The sequence below is a fragment of the Asanoa sp. NPDC049475 genome (assembly GCF_040676915.1).
Classification (GTDB): domain Bacteria; phylum Actinomycetota; class Actinomycetes; order Mycobacteriales; family Micromonosporaceae; genus Asanoa.
The window spans coordinates 387,230-403,536 of the sequence record NZ_JBFAPY010000007.1 but is presented as its reverse complement, the minus strand read 5'-3'; the positions used below and the strand labels follow the sequence as shown (position 1 = coordinate 403,536).

Annotated in this window: 18 protein-coding genes and 3 tRNA genes; 13 read left to right on the top strand and 8 right to left on the bottom strand. The window is 67.9% G+C overall.

Annotation, left to right across the window (positions count from 1 at the left end; genetic code table 11):
• Positions 1-11: 11 nt before the first annotated feature.
• From crtI to AB0J88_RS29190, 7 genes are all read left to right on the top strand, one after another.
• A complete protein-coding gene (gene crtI / locus AB0J88_RS29220) occupies positions 12-1,490 on the top strand; it encodes a phytoene desaturase family protein (RefSeq protein WP_364349964.1) in 1,479 nt (492 codons plus the stop codon).
• The gene (idi, locus tag AB0J88_RS29215; RefSeq protein WP_364349967.1) at positions 1,487-2,095 is read left to right on the top strand and encodes an isopentenyl-diphosphate Delta-isomerase; all 609 of its coding nucleotides are present in this window, start codon (positions 1,487-1,489) and stop codon (positions 2,093-2,095) included. The genes crtI and idi overlap by 4 nt, the downstream gene beginning before the upstream one ends.
• A complete protein-coding gene (locus AB0J88_RS29210) occupies positions 2,085-3,011 on the top strand; it encodes a MerR family transcriptional regulator (protein ID WP_364349970.1) in 927 nt (308 codons plus the stop codon). Before idi ends, AB0J88_RS29210 begins: the two co-directional genes overlap by 11 nt.
• Positions 3,012-3,124: 113 nt before the next feature.
• Positions 3,125-3,937, top strand: coding sequence for a polysaccharide deacetylase family protein (locus AB0J88_RS29205; RefSeq protein WP_364349973.1), 813 nt, complete (start codon positions 3,125-3,127; stop codon positions 3,935-3,937).
• A gap of 175 nt (positions 3,938-4,112) precedes the next feature.
• Positions 4,113-4,185: transfer RNA gene (locus tag AB0J88_RS29200), tRNA-Glu, on the top strand.
• Positions 4,186-4,223: 38 nt separating this feature from the next.
• Positions 4,224-4,297: transfer RNA gene (locus AB0J88_RS29195), tRNA-Asp, on the top strand.
• A 14-nt stretch (positions 4,298-4,311) separates the two neighbouring features.
• A tRNA-Phe gene (locus AB0J88_RS29190) sits at positions 4,312-4,385 on the top strand.
• Between the two features lie 129 nt (positions 4,386-4,514).
• On the opposite strand, the gene AB0J88_RS29185 is transcribed toward AB0J88_RS29190, so the two are convergent.
• The 5 genes from AB0J88_RS29185 to AB0J88_RS29165 form a co-directional block, all read right to left on the bottom strand.
• Positions 4,515-5,888: a tyrosine-type recombinase/integrase gene (locus tag AB0J88_RS29185; RefSeq protein WP_364349976.1), complete on the bottom strand. Its 1,374-nt coding sequence runs from the start codon at positions 5,886-5,888 to the stop codon at positions 4,515-4,517.
• Between the two features lie 487 nt (positions 5,889-6,375).
• The gene (locus tag AB0J88_RS29180; protein ID WP_364349979.1) at positions 6,376-8,130 is read right to left on the bottom strand and encodes an FtsK/SpoIIIE domain-containing protein; all 1,755 of its coding nucleotides are present in this window, start codon (positions 8,128-8,130) and stop codon (positions 6,376-6,378) included.
• Positions 8,127-8,438 carry a hypothetical protein gene (locus AB0J88_RS29175; RefSeq protein ID WP_364349982.1) on the bottom strand — a complete coding sequence of 104 codons (312 nt, stop codon included), beginning with the start codon at positions 8,436-8,438 and terminating at the stop codon, positions 8,127-8,129. Before AB0J88_RS29175 ends, AB0J88_RS29180 begins: the two co-directional genes overlap by 4 nt.
• Entirely contained in the window at positions 8,435-9,073 is a 639-nt protein-coding gene (locus tag AB0J88_RS29170) for a DUF2637 domain-containing protein (protein ID WP_364349985.1), read from the bottom strand. Before AB0J88_RS29170 ends, AB0J88_RS29175 begins: the two co-directional genes overlap by 4 nt.
• A 52-nt stretch (positions 9,074-9,125) precedes the next feature.
• On the bottom strand, positions 9,126-9,320 hold the full coding sequence (locus tag AB0J88_RS29165; protein WP_364349988.1) for a hypothetical protein: 195 nt from the start codon (positions 9,318-9,320) through the stop codon (positions 9,126-9,128).
• Between the two features lie 366 nt (positions 9,321-9,686).
• Here AB0J88_RS29165 and AB0J88_RS29160 point away from each other — a divergent pair, with 366 nt between their 5' ends.
• Genes AB0J88_RS29160 through AB0J88_RS29150 form a run of 3 tightly spaced genes read left to right on the top strand, consistent with a single transcriptional unit; the run spans position 9,687 to position 11,366 of the window.
• Positions 9,687-10,430 (top strand): XRE family transcriptional regulator, encoded by a 744-nt coding sequence (locus tag AB0J88_RS29160; protein ID WP_364349990.1) that lies wholly within the window; start codon positions 9,687-9,689, stop codon positions 10,428-10,430.
• Positions 10,431-10,432: 2 nt separating this feature from the next.
• Positions 10,433-10,909 carry an NUDIX domain-containing protein gene (locus AB0J88_RS29155; protein WP_364349993.1) on the top strand — a complete coding sequence of 159 codons (477 nt, stop codon included), beginning with the start codon at positions 10,433-10,435 and terminating at the stop codon, positions 10,907-10,909.
• Complete coding sequence (locus AB0J88_RS29150) at positions 10,902-11,366, top strand: hypothetical protein (RefSeq protein WP_364349996.1); 465 nt, start codon at positions 10,902-10,904, stop codon at positions 11,364-11,366. The genes AB0J88_RS29155 and AB0J88_RS29150 overlap by 8 nt, the downstream gene beginning before the upstream one ends.
• Positions 11,367-11,368: 2 nt before the next feature.
• On the opposite strand, the gene AB0J88_RS29145 is transcribed toward AB0J88_RS29150, so the two are convergent.
• A complete protein-coding gene (locus AB0J88_RS29145) occupies positions 11,369-11,917 on the bottom strand; it encodes an HD domain-containing protein (RefSeq protein WP_364349999.1) in 549 nt (182 codons plus the stop codon).
• A gap of 45 nt (positions 11,918-11,962) precedes the next feature.
• A complete protein-coding gene (locus tag AB0J88_RS29140) occupies positions 11,963-12,211 on the bottom strand; it encodes a hypothetical protein (protein WP_364350002.1) in 249 nt (82 codons plus the stop codon).
• Positions 12,212-12,316: 105 nt separating this feature from the next.
• On the opposite strand from AB0J88_RS29140, the gene AB0J88_RS29135 reads away from it, so the two are divergent.
• Positions 12,317-13,072, top strand: a complete 756-nt coding sequence (locus tag AB0J88_RS29135) for an XRE family transcriptional regulator (RefSeq protein ID WP_364350005.1) — start codon at positions 12,317-12,319, stop codon at positions 13,070-13,072.
• Positions 13,073-13,143: 71 nt separating this feature from the next.
• Here AB0J88_RS29135 and AB0J88_RS29130 read toward each other — a convergent pair whose 3' ends face one another.
• Positions 13,144-13,428 (bottom strand): hypothetical protein, encoded by a 285-nt coding sequence (locus AB0J88_RS29130; protein WP_364350008.1) that lies wholly within the window; start codon positions 13,426-13,428, stop codon positions 13,144-13,146.
• A 428-nt stretch (positions 13,429-13,856) separates the two neighbouring features.
• On the opposite strand from AB0J88_RS29130, the gene AB0J88_RS29125 reads away from it, so the two are divergent.
• Both AB0J88_RS29125 and AB0J88_RS29120 read left to right on the top strand, forming a co-directional pair.
• The gene (locus AB0J88_RS29125) at positions 13,857-14,810 is read left to right on the top strand and encodes a site-specific DNA-methyltransferase (protein ID WP_364350011.1); all 954 of its coding nucleotides are present in this window, start codon (positions 13,857-13,859) and stop codon (positions 14,808-14,810) included.
• Between the two features lie 317 nt (positions 14,811-15,127).
• A complete protein-coding gene (locus AB0J88_RS29120; protein ID WP_364350014.1) occupies positions 15,128-15,931 on the top strand; it encodes a hypothetical protein in 804 nt (267 codons plus the stop codon).
• The last annotated feature ends 376 nt before the right edge of the window (positions 15,932-16,307 follow it).

Genomic DNA, 16,307 nt, shown 5'->3' with positions numbered 1-16,307 from the left:
AGGAGGTACGCGTGCGAACCGTGACCGGACCCACCGATCGCGTGGTCGTGGTCGGCGCCGGCCTCGGCGGGCTCGCCGCGGCCCTGCACCTGGCCGGCGCGGGCCGGCAGGTCACGATCCTCGAGCGCGAGGCGGTCCCGGGCGGCCGGGCCGGCCGGCTCAGCCTCGACGGCTACGAGTTCGACACGGGGCCGACCGTGCTGACCATGCCCGACCTGATCGCCGAGGCGCTGGCGGCGGTCGGCGAGGAGCTCGGCGACTGGCTCGACCTGCTTCCGCTCGACCCCGCATACCGGGCGCACTATCCCGACGGCTCGACGCTCGACGTCATCACCGACACCGTGCGGATGGCGGGCGAGATCTCCCGCGTGTGCGGCCCTCGGGAGGCCGACGGCTACCTGCGGTTCGTCGACTTCGCACAGCGGCTCTGGAAGCTCGAGCGCGACGACTTCATCGCCCGCAACTTCGACGCACCGACCGACCTGCTGACCGGCAACCTGCTGCGGCTGTTCGCCACCGGCGCGTTCCGTCGCCTGCAGACCAAGGTCGACCAGTTCTTCCGCGACCCGCGTACCCGACGGATCTTCTCGTTCCAGGCGATGTACGCCGGGCTCGCGCCGCACGACGCGCTGGCCATCTACGCGGTGATCGCGTACCTGGACTCGGTGGCCGGGGTGTTCTACCCACGTGGCGGCATCCATGCCGTGCCGCGCGCGCTGGCCGGCGCCGCCGAGAAGCACGGCGTGCAGATCCGCTACGGCTGCGAGGTGACCCGCGTCGAGACGGCCGGCGGCCGTGCGATCGCGGTGCAGACGGCCACCGGCGAGCGGATCCCGGCCGATGTCGTGGTGCTCAACCCCGATCTGCCGGTCGCCGCCAGCGCGCTGCTCGGTGAGTCCCGGCGCCCGATGCGCTACTCGCCCTCCGCGGTGGTCCTGCACATCGGGTCCAGCCAGGGGTACGAGCGGATCGCGCACCACAACATCCACTTCGGGCGGGCCTGGCGGCGTACGTTCACCGAGATCATCGACCGCGGCGAGCTGATGTCCGACCCGTCCCTGCTGGTCACCAACCCGAGCCGGACCGAGCCCTCGGTGGCACCGGCGGGCAAGCACAGCTACTACGTCCTCGCGCCAGTGCCCAACCTCGACCGCGGGCCGCTCGACTGGCGTGGCCCGCTCGGCCGGCGCTACGCGGACGAGCTGATGACTACCCTGGAACAGCGGGGCTACCGCGGCTTCACCGCCGGAGTCGAGGTCTCCCACGTAGTCACGCCCGCCGACTGGGCCGCCGCCGGCATGGCGGCGGGCACGCCGTTCGCCGCCGCGCACAGCCTGTTCCAGACCGGGCCGTTCCGCCCGAGCAACCTGCACCGCTCGCTGTCCAATGTGGTCTTCGTCGGCTCCGGGACCCAACCCGGCGTCGGCGTGCCCATGGTGCTCATCTCCGGCAAGCTCGCCGCTTCCCGGATCGTCGGAGGACTGACATGACCGACTCTCGCGAACGACACCTCGTCGAGCTCGTCGACGACGACGGCCTGCCGATCGGCAGTGAGACAGTCGAGGTCGCGCACCAACGGCCCGCGCGGCTGCACCGGGCGTTCTCGGTGGTGCTGATGGATCCCACCGGACGGATGCTGCTGCAACGCCGGGCGGCGGTGAAGACGCGCTTCCCCCTGCGGTGGGCCAACACCTGCTGCGGCCACCCGGCACCCGGCGAGGAGCTCGCCGTATCCGCCAACCGGCGGCTCAAGGAGGAGCTCGGCGCGGCGCCCGTGGCGCTAACCGAGCTGGGCGTCTACGTCTACTACGCCGAGGACCCGGCGACCGGCCGGGTGGAATGGGAGTACGACCACGTGCTGCTCGGCCGGGTGACCGGCGACGAGCCTTTGCTGCCAGATCCCGACGAGGTCGCGGAGCTGGCCTGGGTCGACCCCGGCGTGCTGCCGCGGGCGATCCGCGCGGAGCCGACGCTCTACTCGCCGTGGCTCGCGGGGGTCGTCAACCAGGTGGCCGCGGTCTCCGGCTCGGTCGGCGCGGCCGCGGGTGCGGCCGATGCCGACAGCGACACGGCGGAGCGGTCAGGTGGCCGATGAGGCGCTGAGCGCCGGGGCCGTCGCGCGTCGCCTCGGTGTCGCCGTCACCACCTTGCGCACCTGGCACCAGCGCTACGGGCTGGGGCCGAGCCGGCACGTGCCCGGCCACCACCGGCGCTACACGGCCGAGGACCTGTCCCGGTTGGAGGTGATGCGCCGGCTCACCGCCGAGGGCATCGCGCCGGCCGAGGCGGCTCGCTGGGCGCGTTACGCGCCGGACGTGCCACCGTCCGAATCCGCGCCGGCGCCGGTTCGCGCCGGTGGCGGCTTCGCCATCCCGGTCGGTCGCGCCGGGCCGACCGCCCGCGGTCTGGCCCGGGCCGCGATCCGGCTCGACGTGGGCGCGATGCGCGAGATCATGGCGCGGTCGGTCACCGAACACGGCGTGGTGTCCACCTGGGACCTGGTGCTGCGCCCGGTGCTGGCCGGCATCGGCGAGCGGCACATGGCCACCAAACGGCTCATCGAGGTCGAGCACCTGTTCTCCCGCACGGCCACCGAGGTGTTCGCCTCCGTGCCCCGGCCGCGCGGCGGCGAACCACCGCGGATCCTGCTGGCGTGCACCGACGAGGAGCAGCACAGCCTGCCGTTGGAGGCGCTGGCCGCCGCGCTCGCCGCCGACGGGGTGTCGAGTCGACTGCTGGGCGCACGGGTGCCTCCTACGGCGCTGAGCGACACGGTCGAACGTACCGGCCCTGATGTGGTCATGTTGTGGTCCCACACCCCGGAAACGGCGCACGTGGCCCAGCTCGTTGCCTTGCAGGAGGCGGCCCGACGACCGGTGTTGATTCTCGCCGCCGGCCCGGGCTGGTCCTCCGGCTCGTTGCCGCCAGGTGTGGTCGCACCGAAGAGCCTGGGTGACGCCCTGCGCCTCACCCAATCGTGGAGCGGTCGCCCGGGAGATCGACGCGATTGAGGATGAGGTAGTCGAAATACCGGGCGTGGTTCCGCTAGCGTGTGTGCGGTCCCCGCCGGCCGCCGCCGGTGCCCCTTGGGAGCACGCCCTCGCTCCCGCCCCGGGAGTCGACGATGACGAGACGCCTCGCGGTCGCCACCGCGCTGGTCGTCCTCACGCTGCTGGTGGGCTCGCGTTGGGTGACCAACAGGTCGACAGTGCTCGCCAACCAGCGGACCAGTGTGCCCGCCAGCCCCACGTCACCGACGGCGTCACCGATGCCCACGCCGACGCCGTCGCCTGAGCCACGGCAGGTCGCGGCCCCGAAGCCGCCGCCGGCGAAGCGGGCGGGCAGCGGACCGTTCGGCAGCCTCAAGCTGACCGGCCGCAAGACGGTGGCGCTCACCTTCGACGACGGTCCGCATCCGGTGTGGACACCCAAGGTGCTCGACCAGCTCGAGGCGGCCCGCGTGAAGGCCACGTTCTGCCTGGTCGGCACGGAGGTCAGGAAGCACCCCGAGCTCGTGCGGCGGATCGTCCGCGAGGGGCACACGCTGTGCAACCACACCTGGCACCACGAGCTTGACCTGGGCACCAAGAAGCCCGAGGTGATCAAGGCCAACCTGGAGCGGACCAACCGCGAGATCCGCAAGGCGGTGCCCGGCGTGAAGATCAGCTACTTCCGGCACCCGGGCGGCAAGTGGACCGCCAACGCGGTCAAGGTCGCCCGGTCGCTCGGGATGCTGCCGCTGGACTGGGACGTCGACCCCCGCGACTGGGACACCAAGGACGCGAAACTGATCAAGTCCAGGGTGATCGGCGGCGCCCGGTCCGGCTCGATCATCCTGATGCACGACGGCGGGGGCGACCGGAACGGCACGCTCGCGGCCTGCCCAAACGTGATCAAAAACTTGAAAAGCCGCTTCGGCATCGCGCCGCTGCGCTGACCCCGCTCTGACCCCGCTCTGACCCGGTGGGGTTTGTGCCGGTTTGCGGTACCGGTGGTACCGGTTTGGAGAGGGAGTACAGGATCGCGTATGCTTTCGAAGCCTCCGGCGGGGCCGGATGGGAGCACTGCCGCAGATTCGCGCCTGGATCCACATGTGCGATGATTGCGGGGCCGCCCTCATCGTCTAGCGGCCCAGGACGCCGCCCTTTCAAGGCGGTAGCACGGGTTCGAATCCCGTTGGGGGCACGGTTACACCCCCGGCTTCGGCCGGGGCGCAAGAGCAAGGTCCTGTGGAGCAGTTGGAGTGCTCGCCGCCCTGTCAAGGCGGAGGTCGCGGGTTCAAGTCCCGTCAGGACCGCGTTTCAGTGCCACGGCCAGGTAGCTCAGTTGGTACGAGCGTCCGACTGAAAATCGGAAGGTCGGCGGTTCGACCCCGCCCCTGGCCACATAGCCTTTCGCCGGGCTACAGCAGCGTCCACCAGCGGAAACGCGCGGTGGGCGTTTTGCTTTCTGTGGCTCTTCGTGCGGTCTAGAGATCGTTTAGGGCTGGATTGTCAGGGCGTTGTCAGGGTCGGTCAGGCTGTCCGGCCGCGGGCCACGTAGCCTCGGGTTTTCTTGGCAAGATCCATTGCGGCCTGCTCCTGGAGCGAGCCGTAGATGTCGCTCGTGATCGCGATGGACTTGTGGCCGAGCGTCTTGCTCACGACCGCGATGTCTGTGCCCATGGAGATCAACCAGGCGGCGCGGAAGTGGCGGAGCGCGTGCAGCTTTGCCGCCGGGATGTTGGCTCTTCTCAGCAGTCGCGAGACGACCTTGGTGATGTAGTCGGGGTGGTACGGCGTGCCGTCCTCCTTCGTGAAGATGTAGCCCGCGTCGTGGTAGTCAGCGCCCCACTTGAGGCGCTCCTTGGCCTGCTTCGCACGCCAGGCGGACAGGTCTTTGCGCGCGTCGGCGTCGAGATAGACGACCCGGTCCTGACCCGCCTCCGTCTTGGCCTCCCGTTCGACCACCTGGTAGCCGACGCTGACTCGGTGGCGCCGCACGACGAGGCGACCCGTCTTGAGGCTGACGTCCTCCCACTTGAGACCGGAGAGTTCGCCTCGGCGGAGACCGGAGTAGCCGGCGACGACCACGAGCGGGAACAGCCGCTCGTTGACGATCCGGTCCAGGAGGCCCGCGTACTGCTCTGGCTCCGGCGGCGTGACCTTGTGCCGGTCGACGCGCGGCAGTTCGGCATCCATGGCGACGTTGCGCGGAATGAGTCCCGCCTTGACGGCGCTCTTGAGCGCTCCGGACAGGCAGGCGTGGATGCGGGCGACGCTCGCGGACGAGATCGGGCGCGGGACCGCGACCCGCTTCGGTGCGACCATGCGGATCTTGCCGGCCGCTTTCCGCTTCGCGTTGATCCGCTCGGCCTCCTCTTTGTGGATCTTGTTTTTGGCCTCGGCCGCCGCGATCTCCTCGCGCCGCTCGCGCTGGATCTCCGCGTACGCGCGGGTGACGTCCAGCCCGCGCAGCTCGGCGAGCTTGCGATGGCCGAGCTTCGGGACGAGATGGTTTTTGATGTTGTCGGCGTAGCCGCGCGCCGTGGTGTCCTCGATCTCGTCGCGCTTGATCTTGCCGGCGAGCCATTCGGGCAGCCACTCGCCGAGCGTCTTCTTGGTGTCGCTCGGGAGTGTGCCGGTCGCGTGCCGACGGACTGTCTCGGCGCGAGCTTCGGCCGCGTCCTTGACGCTCTTGTAGCCGTCCCTGCCGAACTGGCGCCGCTTGCCGTTGGCGCCGGCCGATGCCTCGAACCGCCACGAGAACATGTGCGTCCGGCAGCGTTCGCCCTTGGGCGGGCACGCGTCGGTGCAGCGCTGGTACACCCCCTTCTGGCGGGGCGCTGGTCTGTACCACGTCTTTGCCAAGGTAATTTGCTCCTTTCGATGTATGAGGTGTACCCACACCGTACGCTCAGGTGTGGGTACACCTCAACCTTCTGATCAGGGATCGGACGCCGATCTCTTGAGCTGCGTCAACTCGGCGTTGTCAGGTGGATGTCAGGCGGCCGGTTGCTCCGGGATGCCGAGCGCCCGCATGATTGAGGCGCGGGTTACGCGTAGCCGGCCGCCCAGCTCCAGCACGGGAACGGGAAACTGGCGCGTTCGCGCGAGTGCGTAGGACGCATCGCGCCCGAGTCCCCAGCATCGACCCGCAGTCGGAACGTCTACTGTGGCCTTGAAGCGGCGGATCTCTTCGGTGCTCGGCACGTCTACGACGCGCCTCTCATGTTGCCTCCCCTCGTCTGTCGTGTCTCCGTTGGCAGTGATCGTGGCTCACCTCCTTCCGCTTGTGTCGTCGCTTTGTGCGTCTCGTTGTCCGTCCGGCCGCCCGTCCGCGCGCTGATCTGCGCAGACGCGCGCGAGCGGACGGACGTCCGGGCGGACGATCGGGTCAGGCGCGCCAGCGGCCGCGGGCGACCTGGCGGGCACGGCCGGCGGCCGCGTGGACCTGGAGCCGGTCGTAGACCCACGTGCGGCGCATGCCGGTGATCCTCATCAGCTCCGGCACGGTGAGGCCGTCATCCGGCGCCCGGTCCAGTGCCAACAGCAGCGTCCGGTCCGGGTCCTCGGTCGAGTGCGGGTCGATGATCTCGCTCGGCTCGATCGGCGTCGTGGTGTGGTCGATCGCTGGTTGGGAGAGCGGATCGAGGTCGGGGCGCCTGCTGGCGTAACGCGCGGCCGTCGCGCTGACGTGGTCGTCGGTGACCAGGTAGGCACGCGCGCGGCGCGGCTGAGTGTGGCCATCGGCAAGCAGGTAGAACTTGCCGGGAGCGTCGAGGGTGTGAGCGTGCCAGCCAGCGGCCAGCAAGCCCTTGTCGAGGATGAGATCGACGTCCCGGCGTTCCCGGACCCGTAGGCAGACGCGGACGCTCATCTGCGAGCGCAGCGCTCCGCCTCCCATGGCCTTCTGCGTCGGGCGTTGGGTTGCGGCGAGCAGGTCGACGGCGACGGCCCGTCCGCGTCGGGCGATGGACTCGGCGTGCGCGACGGCCTCCGGGGCGGTGTCGGCAAGCTCGGCGTACTCGTCGATCACGATCACGAGCGCCGGTGCCGCCGCGGTGGGCTGCCACACGCGGCTGTTGTCCCGGCTGGATGCGTGGGCGCGTGCTTCGAGCACAGCGACGGCATCGGCCAGGAGGCGGGTCGCCTCGGCTGGCGTGGTCGCCAGCCGCGCGAGGCACGGCGCCCACGGACGTAGCTCCATGCCTCCCTTGAGGTCGATGCCCCACAGGACCACGTCCTGACACGCGGCGAGATTGCCGAGGATGACGTTCAGTACGCCGCTCTTGCCGGAGTCGGTCGTGCCGCCGATCAGGGCGTGGCGCCGCTGAAGCGGGACGCGGACGGTGGTCGCGTCTTCGAAAACGCCGAGTTCGATCGGGTCGGCGAGGGATCGGGCGGTAGGGCCGGGCCACGGGATGGCGCCGGCGTGCGGGTCGGCGGCGAGCACGCGCATCACAAACCGGCCAGCGTGCGCCGGATCCTGCTCGACGCGGACCGCACCGGGTCGGGTGCCGAGTGCGGATTCAATCGCGGGGACGTGAGCAATAACGTCCGCGACGGTCTGACCGGGTCGCAGCGACATCCGGGCGCGCCAGCCCCACGTGTCGACCACGGCCGACCGGATGCGCGAGCCCGTGAGGCCGATCGCCTCCGCGATGTCGGGCCAGGCGTGGATGACCCGGTCGACCTTCGCACGGGCGCGGCGGCGCCGGTGCGTCCACCAGGGCACGGCGAGCACGATGGTGCCGAGGACGAGGACCATGAAAAGCGGTCCACGAGCCGGGCCGTACGCGGTCGCTGCGCTGAGCCATGCGCCAGCGGCGGCACTCGCGATGGCCGCGTAGATGCGTTCCTCGGTGCGTTTGATGCCCCACGGCAGACCGAGCAGCCCGGCAGCGAGCGACGCCGCGACGGTTGCCAGCGAGACCCACGGCCACGAGTCGGCGTGCGCGTGGTGCAGCCACACCGAGGCGATTCCGAGACCCAGCGCGCTTGTCAGCGGCGCGAGTTCGGAGCGGTAGCGGAACAGGCCACGTCCGATCGCGGCGATCGCGATGAGGAAGAGCGGCTCGTCCGGCACGAGGAGTAGCGGCTGGGGGTTGCGACGGCTCCAGCGACGGTGCCGCCGTCCGTATGCCCTCATCGGCCGATATTCGCGTCGGGCACCCACGGCTTGTGCTCGGCGACCTGGTCGCGGAGATAGGCGAGCGGGTCGGCGTCACCGTCTTTGTCGGCGTCGAGCGTGGCGCGGGCGGCGGCGAGCAGGTCGGCGAAGTCCCACCGGGCGCGGGACAGGAGGGAGGCGAGCCGGTCGAGCTCGGCGAGCAGGACCGGGATGTCTGCGATGGCGGTCCAGATTTGGGTTGGCGTCAGGCGGGTCCGTGCGGCGTGCAGGTGAGCAGTGATGGCCTCCGGGTCGACGGTGGGTCGTGGCACGTACGGCGTGGTCATCGGTTGGTCTGAGCCTCCTTCCGGTCGGTGGTTCCGGTGGCCTCGGCGGCGAGGCGACGACGGATCTCGGTCGCTTTCGGTCCGGCGATGTGGAGCGTCGAGCGCAGCGCGTCGCGGGTGATCGGTCGGCCGTCGTGAGCGGCGCGGTATCGGACGTCGGCCTCCCGCGCGGCCTTCATGAGTGCTTCATCGGTCCGTGGCCCGGGTCGGCCCGGTCGCCTGCGGGGACGGGACTCGGTCCGGGACTCGGGACGGTCCTGCGCGCCCGTCGCCGTGCCGCGGATCGCTCGCAGGGCGTGCAGGTGGGCGGTTAGGCCGAGGACTGCCGCAGGCACCGCGCCGACGAGGACGACGATCGGCCACGAGATCGTCAGCAGTCCCGCAGCAACCAGGTGGTATCCGGCATTGCCGACGATGCTCGTACTGATGGCGCCGATAGCGTTCGCCCGTGCGAAGCGCTGCGCCCGTCCGGCGTTCGACGGTCCGGCGAGCCAGACGCGCGCCGACGTCATGGCATAGGCGTCGATGGTGATCGGCAGGAGCCAGGCGAGCCGGTCGGGCCAGCCGGCGACCTCGGCCAGCCCGCGCAGCCCGGCGAAGCTCGCGATGGCGGCGGACGCGGCGGCGATGGCCATGCCGCCCATCACCCATCCGTCGCGCTGCGCGGTGTCGACATGGCGGCCCACGTCAGAGGTCCAGCCCGGCGATGAACCGGGCCAGGGACCGCAGGCCGTTCCCGATCTCGGGGCCGATCGAGGATGACGCGAGGAAGTAGCCGAACGCGGCGCAGATCGCGGCCTGCCAGAGCGGGAGCCGGGCGTACCGCCAGAGCAGGTAGACGAAGACGCCGAGCAGAAGCACTGCTGATACGGCGATGGTCACCGTGTGCCGCCGTGGGATTCGCGGCGGCCGGACCGGCGGCGCCGTAGTCGGCTGGCGCGGTCGAGGTCGCCGTTACTCAGGCGCGGTTGGTGCCGCCGGTTCCAGCGCTGGCGGGCAACGCATTTGCGGCACAGGGTCGGGTGCTCGGCGTCGAGCTGGGCACCGCAGGGGCAGATCGGTTCCGGGGCCTTGCTGTCTGGTGTGATCGTTGATCCCCTCCTCTCGGGTGGTGCCGAATGCGTCGGTCGCATCGGCTGCCATCGAGAGTGCGGGGAGTGGACGGGACGTAGTCAGGTCGTGGCTGGACGTGTCAGAGATGTCTCGCCTAGGGTGGTGCGGTCGCAAGACGTCTTGACTGGGGAGACGATGGCGAACGATCGACTACGCACCGCGATGCTCGAACGTGGCGTCACGCCCTTCGATCTGGCGACCACGCTGAACGTCGATCCGAAGAGCGTCGAGCGGTGGGTCAACGGCCGCACGCCGTACCGACGTCATCGGTACGCGGTCGCGGCGCATCTCGGGGTGGACGAGGCGTACCTATGGCCCGACGCCCTGACCCGCGACCAGGTCGCGAACGCCAGCGAGAGCGAGATCATCAACATCTTCCCGCACCGCTGGACGGTGCCCACGGATCTCTGGCGGAACTTCTTCGACACGGCCGAAGATGAGATCGGCGTCCTGGTGTTCAGCGGCCTGTTCATCCCCGAGGATGCGGGCATCCTGCGCGTGTTCCGCCGCAAGGCCGACGACGGCGCCCGCGTGCGGATCCTGCTCGGCGACCCTGCTAGCGATGTCGTCGCGCAAAGAGGCTTGGACGAAGAGGTCGACGACCTACAGGCGGCGCGGATCAGGAATGCGATCGCCCTCTACCGGCCGCTACGCGATGTCGAGGGAATTGAGTTCCGGCTGCACCGCACCGTCCTCTACAACTCGATCTATCGCGCGGACAACCAGTTGCTCGTGAACTCCCACATCTACGCCCTTCCGGCATCGAGCGCGCCAGTGCTGCAGCTCCGCGCGGTCGCGGGCGGCAGCGTGGTGACCACCTACATGGAAAGCTTCGAGCGCGTCTGGATGGGCGCCAAGCCGCTGGAATGGGACAACTAGCGATGGGCCGGCGGATCGACTACTACGACGATCCTCAGGCGCCCACGGCGAACAGCCTTGTCCCATCCGCGAACGTCGTCGTCGTCAACGACGCGGGCGACTTGTTGCTGATTCGCAGGTCGGATAACGAGAACTGGGCATTGCCAGGCGGCGCGATGGACCTCGGCGAATCGCTGCCGGACACGGCAGTGCGCGAGACGCTGGAGGAAACAGGCGTCCAGGTTGAGATCACCGGCCTCGTGGGCATCTACACCGACCCGCGCCACGTCCTGCTCTACACCAGCAACGGCGAGGTCAGACAAGAGTGCTCGATCGTGTTCGCCGCGCGAGCGATCGGAGGCACACCGACGCCGAGCGCCGAATCGACGGAAGTCCGCTGGACGACCCCGAGCGTCGCGGCATCGCTGCCGATGGACCGCTCCATGCGGATGAGGATCGACCAGTTCCTCAACTCGCCTGGCTCGGTTCACATTGGATAGCGACACGATCGGCGCCGCTGCGGATGTCTTCTCGGCCATTGGCACGGTCGGCGCACTGCTCCTTGGCCTCTCTCTGCTGCGTCGCGAGTTGCGGCGTGAGGCATCCCGCGTCGAGGACGAGCGCCGCGCGCAAGCCGAGCGGATCAGTGCGTGGGTTGAAGCCGTCCGGACGGTGGACGGTAAGCGCGAGCTGGCGTTCCACATCCACAACGCGAGCGCCATGCCCATCTACGACGTCGAGCTGCCGCTGCCCGGTCACGGGGGCGAGGAGCACGGCTCTGAGTTCGTTGGACTGGCGCCGCCGGGCCAGACGGTCACGCGGCCCGCACCGCACGAATGGCTGCGCTCGTACGTCGAGCCCGAGCCGGTACAGATCGAGTTTCAGGACAGCGCCGGCCGCCGGTGGACCCGAGACGAGCAGGGCACGTTAACGCGTGCCGACGACGACCGCGACTGACGCTACGTGGCGCTGACAAGCGCTTGTATCGCTTGGACCGAACCGACGATCCTCGGACTCGCCTCACGGATCGACTCTGCGACGACATCGCCGTTGCCATAGCGGGAAAGGATCTCCTCAAGGCGCCGATCAACATCGACCGGATCGCCGTCCGGACTCGTGGTCATGTCCGCGTAGGTGAGCGCGTCCGCAACCAGCCCATCGACTTCAGGAAACTCGGCGAGGAGCTGCTCGGCGAGATCCCGGTTGCGCGCCTCGATGGCAGCACACGAATGATGGGCGACAAGGCGGCACACGAGGCTGTCGACCTGGGCGACGTCGCGCAGATAACGGGCGCCATCGAGCTGATGTAGCCCAGTGCGCACGAGGTCTGGCGCGTAGCCCACGTCATGTAGCCAGGCAGCCCGCACCAGCGCCTCAGCCTGATCGCCAACGAGATGAGCGACGGACTCCGCCTTACGCCCTACGCCCTGACTGTGCGACCACCGACGAGGCAGCGACTCGGCCAGCAGAAGGCGCGCAAGGTCCCGCGCACGTTCGGCCGCCTCCACGGAGACAGGCTAGCGACGCGCACATTGCGCGGGTGTCTGCTGGATCTACCTGTCGGCCTCCTCGGCAAGGCTGATGCCACGCTCCGCGGCGCGAGACAAGACGAGCGCGAGCCGATCGGCGGTAGCTGGACCGATGTCGCCTAGACGGACGACCGCGATGCCGTGGCGCCCGATCGTGTCGTGGAGCTCGCTGAACTCCTGGCCAACGTCGAAGCCCACATCCTCGAGCGCTATCGCGAGCCGGTCGACCGACGTCTGCGCGCCGGCTGCCTCACCCCGATCGCTGCTCGCCACGATGTGCTCCTGTCGTCTCGAATCAGCCCGAGTCTTCACGTTTCGTAGCGGACGGTGAACCACACGGTAGGGACGTCTCAGGACTTCTTCGATACGATGTGCTCCGTGAACGGTCCGCTCGCACGCGCACTGCGCAGCGCCGGCCTCGACGCCACCGACGCCGCGGCGCAACTCGGCGTCGACCCGAAGACCGTGCAACGGTGGATGACAGGCCGGATGCCATACCCACGACACCGCGACGCCCTCGCAAGGCTCACCGGATGGGCGCCACATGACCTCTGGCCGGACCTTCCACGCTTAACCGAACCCGCCAGGGCGGACGACGAGGTCCGGATCGTCTACCCGCACCGATCGTCGGTGCCGAACGATGCGTGGGCGCGTCTGCTCGGCAGAGCCAACCAGGACATCGGAGTGCTCGCCTACAGCGCTCTCTTCCTGGCCGAGGACGCATCGGTCCCGCACATCCTCCGTGACAGGGCGCAAGCGGGAGTGCGCGTGCGAATCGCGCTTGGAGACCCGGACAGCGAACACGTCGCACGCCGAGGCGTCGAGGAAGGCATCGGCGACGGTATGCGCGCGCGCATTCGTACCGCGCTGGTCGGTTTTCGGGCGTTAACCAAAGAGCCCCAGGTACGGATCCGTCTTCATGACACGGTGCTCTACAACTCGATCTACTGGGCGGACGACGAGCTGCTCGTTAACACTCATGTCTATGGTCGGCCAGGCGCGCACGCACCCGTTTTGCACCTCAAGGGACTTCGACTAGACGGCATGGTCGCCACATACCTCGCCACGTTCGAGCGCGTCTGGTCATCGGCACGAGACGTTGGTAGCGGGCCTGCCGGGAATTCCAAGCCGTAACGTCGGCCCGCCTTGCAGACGCTGCAGCCATGCCTCGCACCCACCGTCTGTAGCGCAGGCCCAACTGGCCTTCACCCCTGACGGCTCTCAGCCGACCTGTCATGCTGATCAACCAACGAACGGATGGCTTGCTCGACCAGAACAGCCTGGTCGAGAGCCAGCACATGGGACTCCACGTCGTCATCTGCCAAGAAGTCGATCTTGATGACGGGTAGACCTGAGCCAACAGCAAGGTCAATGAGAGTGAGGCGCACATCGACCAAGTCGGTCTCGCGCGATGCCTGCGTTGCGTCCGATGCATGAACCGCGCCATGCGGCTCAGAGCCAGCACACCAGCTCGGGTGGTCAACTTTCACGAATCCTCCTCAGGCTCGATCAGACTCGGCAACGGGATCGCGTCACCGCTTCGCAAGTCGGGCGTGACGCCGGCGGCGGCCGAGTGGCGAGGAAACCCACGTCCCCCCGTCGTGCAACGGTCTCGCCATCGACCGATCAATCGGCTTGGTTACAGCCCGGCCGCCCGGAGGCTGCTGTCGCGGACGGCCGGGGCCTAACCGAACGGACCTCCACGCTGGGGGGTTGGAGATCCGCTGTCGTAGCCTCGCGAACCCGAGCGCCGACGAGGACCGCGTTTACCAGGACGTCTCGCGCCATCTGCGCGTCCCGACGCGGTCTGGGGGCAGTCACCGATGGCCGCGGACATATCGACGGACCCGCAGCCGCGACGTGTGACCCGCGGCGGGCCACAGACCAAACTGTCGGCGACTCCATGTAGGTTCCCTCTGTGGCGACAGTTGATCCCGTGAGTGCAAGTGGCGACCTCCTCGGGGAGGTCCGTCGTGGCGACGCCTACGACCTGATGGGCGAGCTAGCTCCAGATTCGGTTGACCTGATCATCACGTCTCCGCCTTACTGGGGTCTCCGAACCTACGGACAAAGCCACAATGCCGAGATTCTCCGCGAATGGATGGCGGAGGAGCCTGATTCGGCGCGTAGCCCCACGTACGAGTGGTACCGCGAGCACGGCGGCTTGCTGGGAATGGAACCAATCCCCGAGTGGTTCGTCGATCACCTCGTCGAGATCTTCCAACGAGGAGCGCGTGCGCTCAAGCCACGCGGAAGTATGTGGATAAACATCGGCGACACGTACTTTGCGCGCTGGAGCAGTATTCGATACTCTGGACGACAGGGAATGGGTGATAATCCTCGCGAACGCCGACGGACCCCGATGGGTGGGTACCGCCAAGAGAAACAGCTTCTCATGATCCCGGCACGGTTCGCGATCGCAATGCAGTCCGCTCGATGGATACTTCGCAATGATCTCATTTGGCATAAGCCCAACGTGGCCCCTAGACCCGAACGCGACCGTCTCAGGCTAGCTCACGAACATTTCTACCACTTCGTTAAGAGGCCCAAAGAAGGTCGCGCGTCGTACTGGTACGACATGGACGAAGTCGAAGAGGGCGCACGTGACGTTGTGACCGTGAACGTACGGGCCGGCTCTGACGGTCACTCCGCAACCTTTCCAGAGGCGTTGATCAAACCGCGCATCCTGTCGAGCTGCGACCGCGGCGGTTTGGTGTTGGACCCCTTTGCCGGGACAGGCCGAGCCCTAACAGTTGCCATCGAAAATGACCGGTCTGCTATCGGATTCGAAGTCTCTGATTCTTTTGCCGAAGCTGCTCGGCGCAACGTGGAAGACGCGCTCAAGCGATCCGCAGTTCGTGAGCTGCTGTAATGGCCGGGCGGTCAGGCGGGGCCAATCACATCGCGGAATGGTACGGGCACCGGGTTTATCCCGTCGTTGCAGGAACAGCCGAAGCCCTGCGGGATCAGGTTGATGGCCGATGCCCCTTCCTGACCGAGGTGACCGCTCGTGATACTGCCTGCGTTAAGGCATCGAACAGTCATGGCGTATGTACCGTCAGCAGTGTCAGCCGAGCGAGAGGTCGACAAGACTGGCTAGTTTGCCCGATTCGCTCACTGGACCTCGACCTAGTCGAAGATGTCGTCGTCAGGCTGTTCGGTTACCCGCCAGACTCTGACGTTGCGATCGTGCCCGTCCCCGTGCTGAGTGATGCCGCTCGACGAGAGGAATTCAAAGCATCGATCCAGGCTGGAATTCCAGGGATCGCCTACTTCCAAACGAAATTAGGCGGCGAGATCACACTGTCACCGACACCGCGGTCGCCTGAGTTCAGTTTCGACTCAACCATGGTCGAAGTTCTCCCCGACGGCCAAGGCGGTCTCCGGCTCGGGCGCTATGGAATCTTCGAGGTCCAAACCATGGACTACCACGGTAGCTACCGTCATGCCGTGGCGAATCTTCGCGATGGATTAAGGCTGCACCGCGACGACTTCCATGACACCCTACGGCAGCGGCCGGACTGGCTCTCTGAAGGAATGGAGGGCCCGAACATTGCCAACGTTTTCAAGCGGACTTTCTATCAGATGATGTTCAAGTTTCAGATCGGCGCGCACCCGCACTCGGCTGGTTGCGTGTTTGCGATCCCTCGTCCAGTTTGGGATTCCTGGCAGCGCCATCTGGCGGCGCCGGACCTCGTTGAAAGACCGGACGGTACCTGGCAGTTGGGTGAGTCTGACCAAGCAGCGATGAGCGAGCGGCCACCAGCATGGATCTACGTTCTGGATCTGGACGTCTCAGCGGATGAGAGCCCGAACCAGCTAGGTGTCTGGAGGGTGATAGCGACCGACGCTCGGTCGATGTCCCACTACGCCCTCGACCTTGCGCCGGCAGCTGCCCTAGAAGAGGGTGGCGCGGTCGACCGACTAATGTCCACGATTGGTGCGCGACTCTCGGCAGTGCTCCCCGAGATCGCCGTAGGACTCGGCAAGTGACCGCTCGTGCGGTTCGTCTACCGACATCTCCAGGTTGAGTCAGCGGTGCTCTCCTGTAAGCCGCCCGGTTACGACGACGTCGCCGGCCACACCGGCAATCGCGTCTGACCCGCGGTCGGTCTGCGCCCTCTTCAAGATCACACGATCTGGGCCGCTCCCACGCTCGCAGCACGTTCTGCGCTGTGAGAGGTGAACTAGCTCAAAACGCCACTCGTGCGCCGTCGTGTCCTTAGCTCACCGTTACCGGCGAATACAGAGCTCGGTTTCGTCAACGTTGGAGCCGCGACCCAGGCCCAGCGAGAGCCTCCGGCAGCCCGGCTTGCCGCGTCTAGGGCGGCGCGCGCAGCCTGCTAGGTCGCTTTCCTGACTGCCTCGA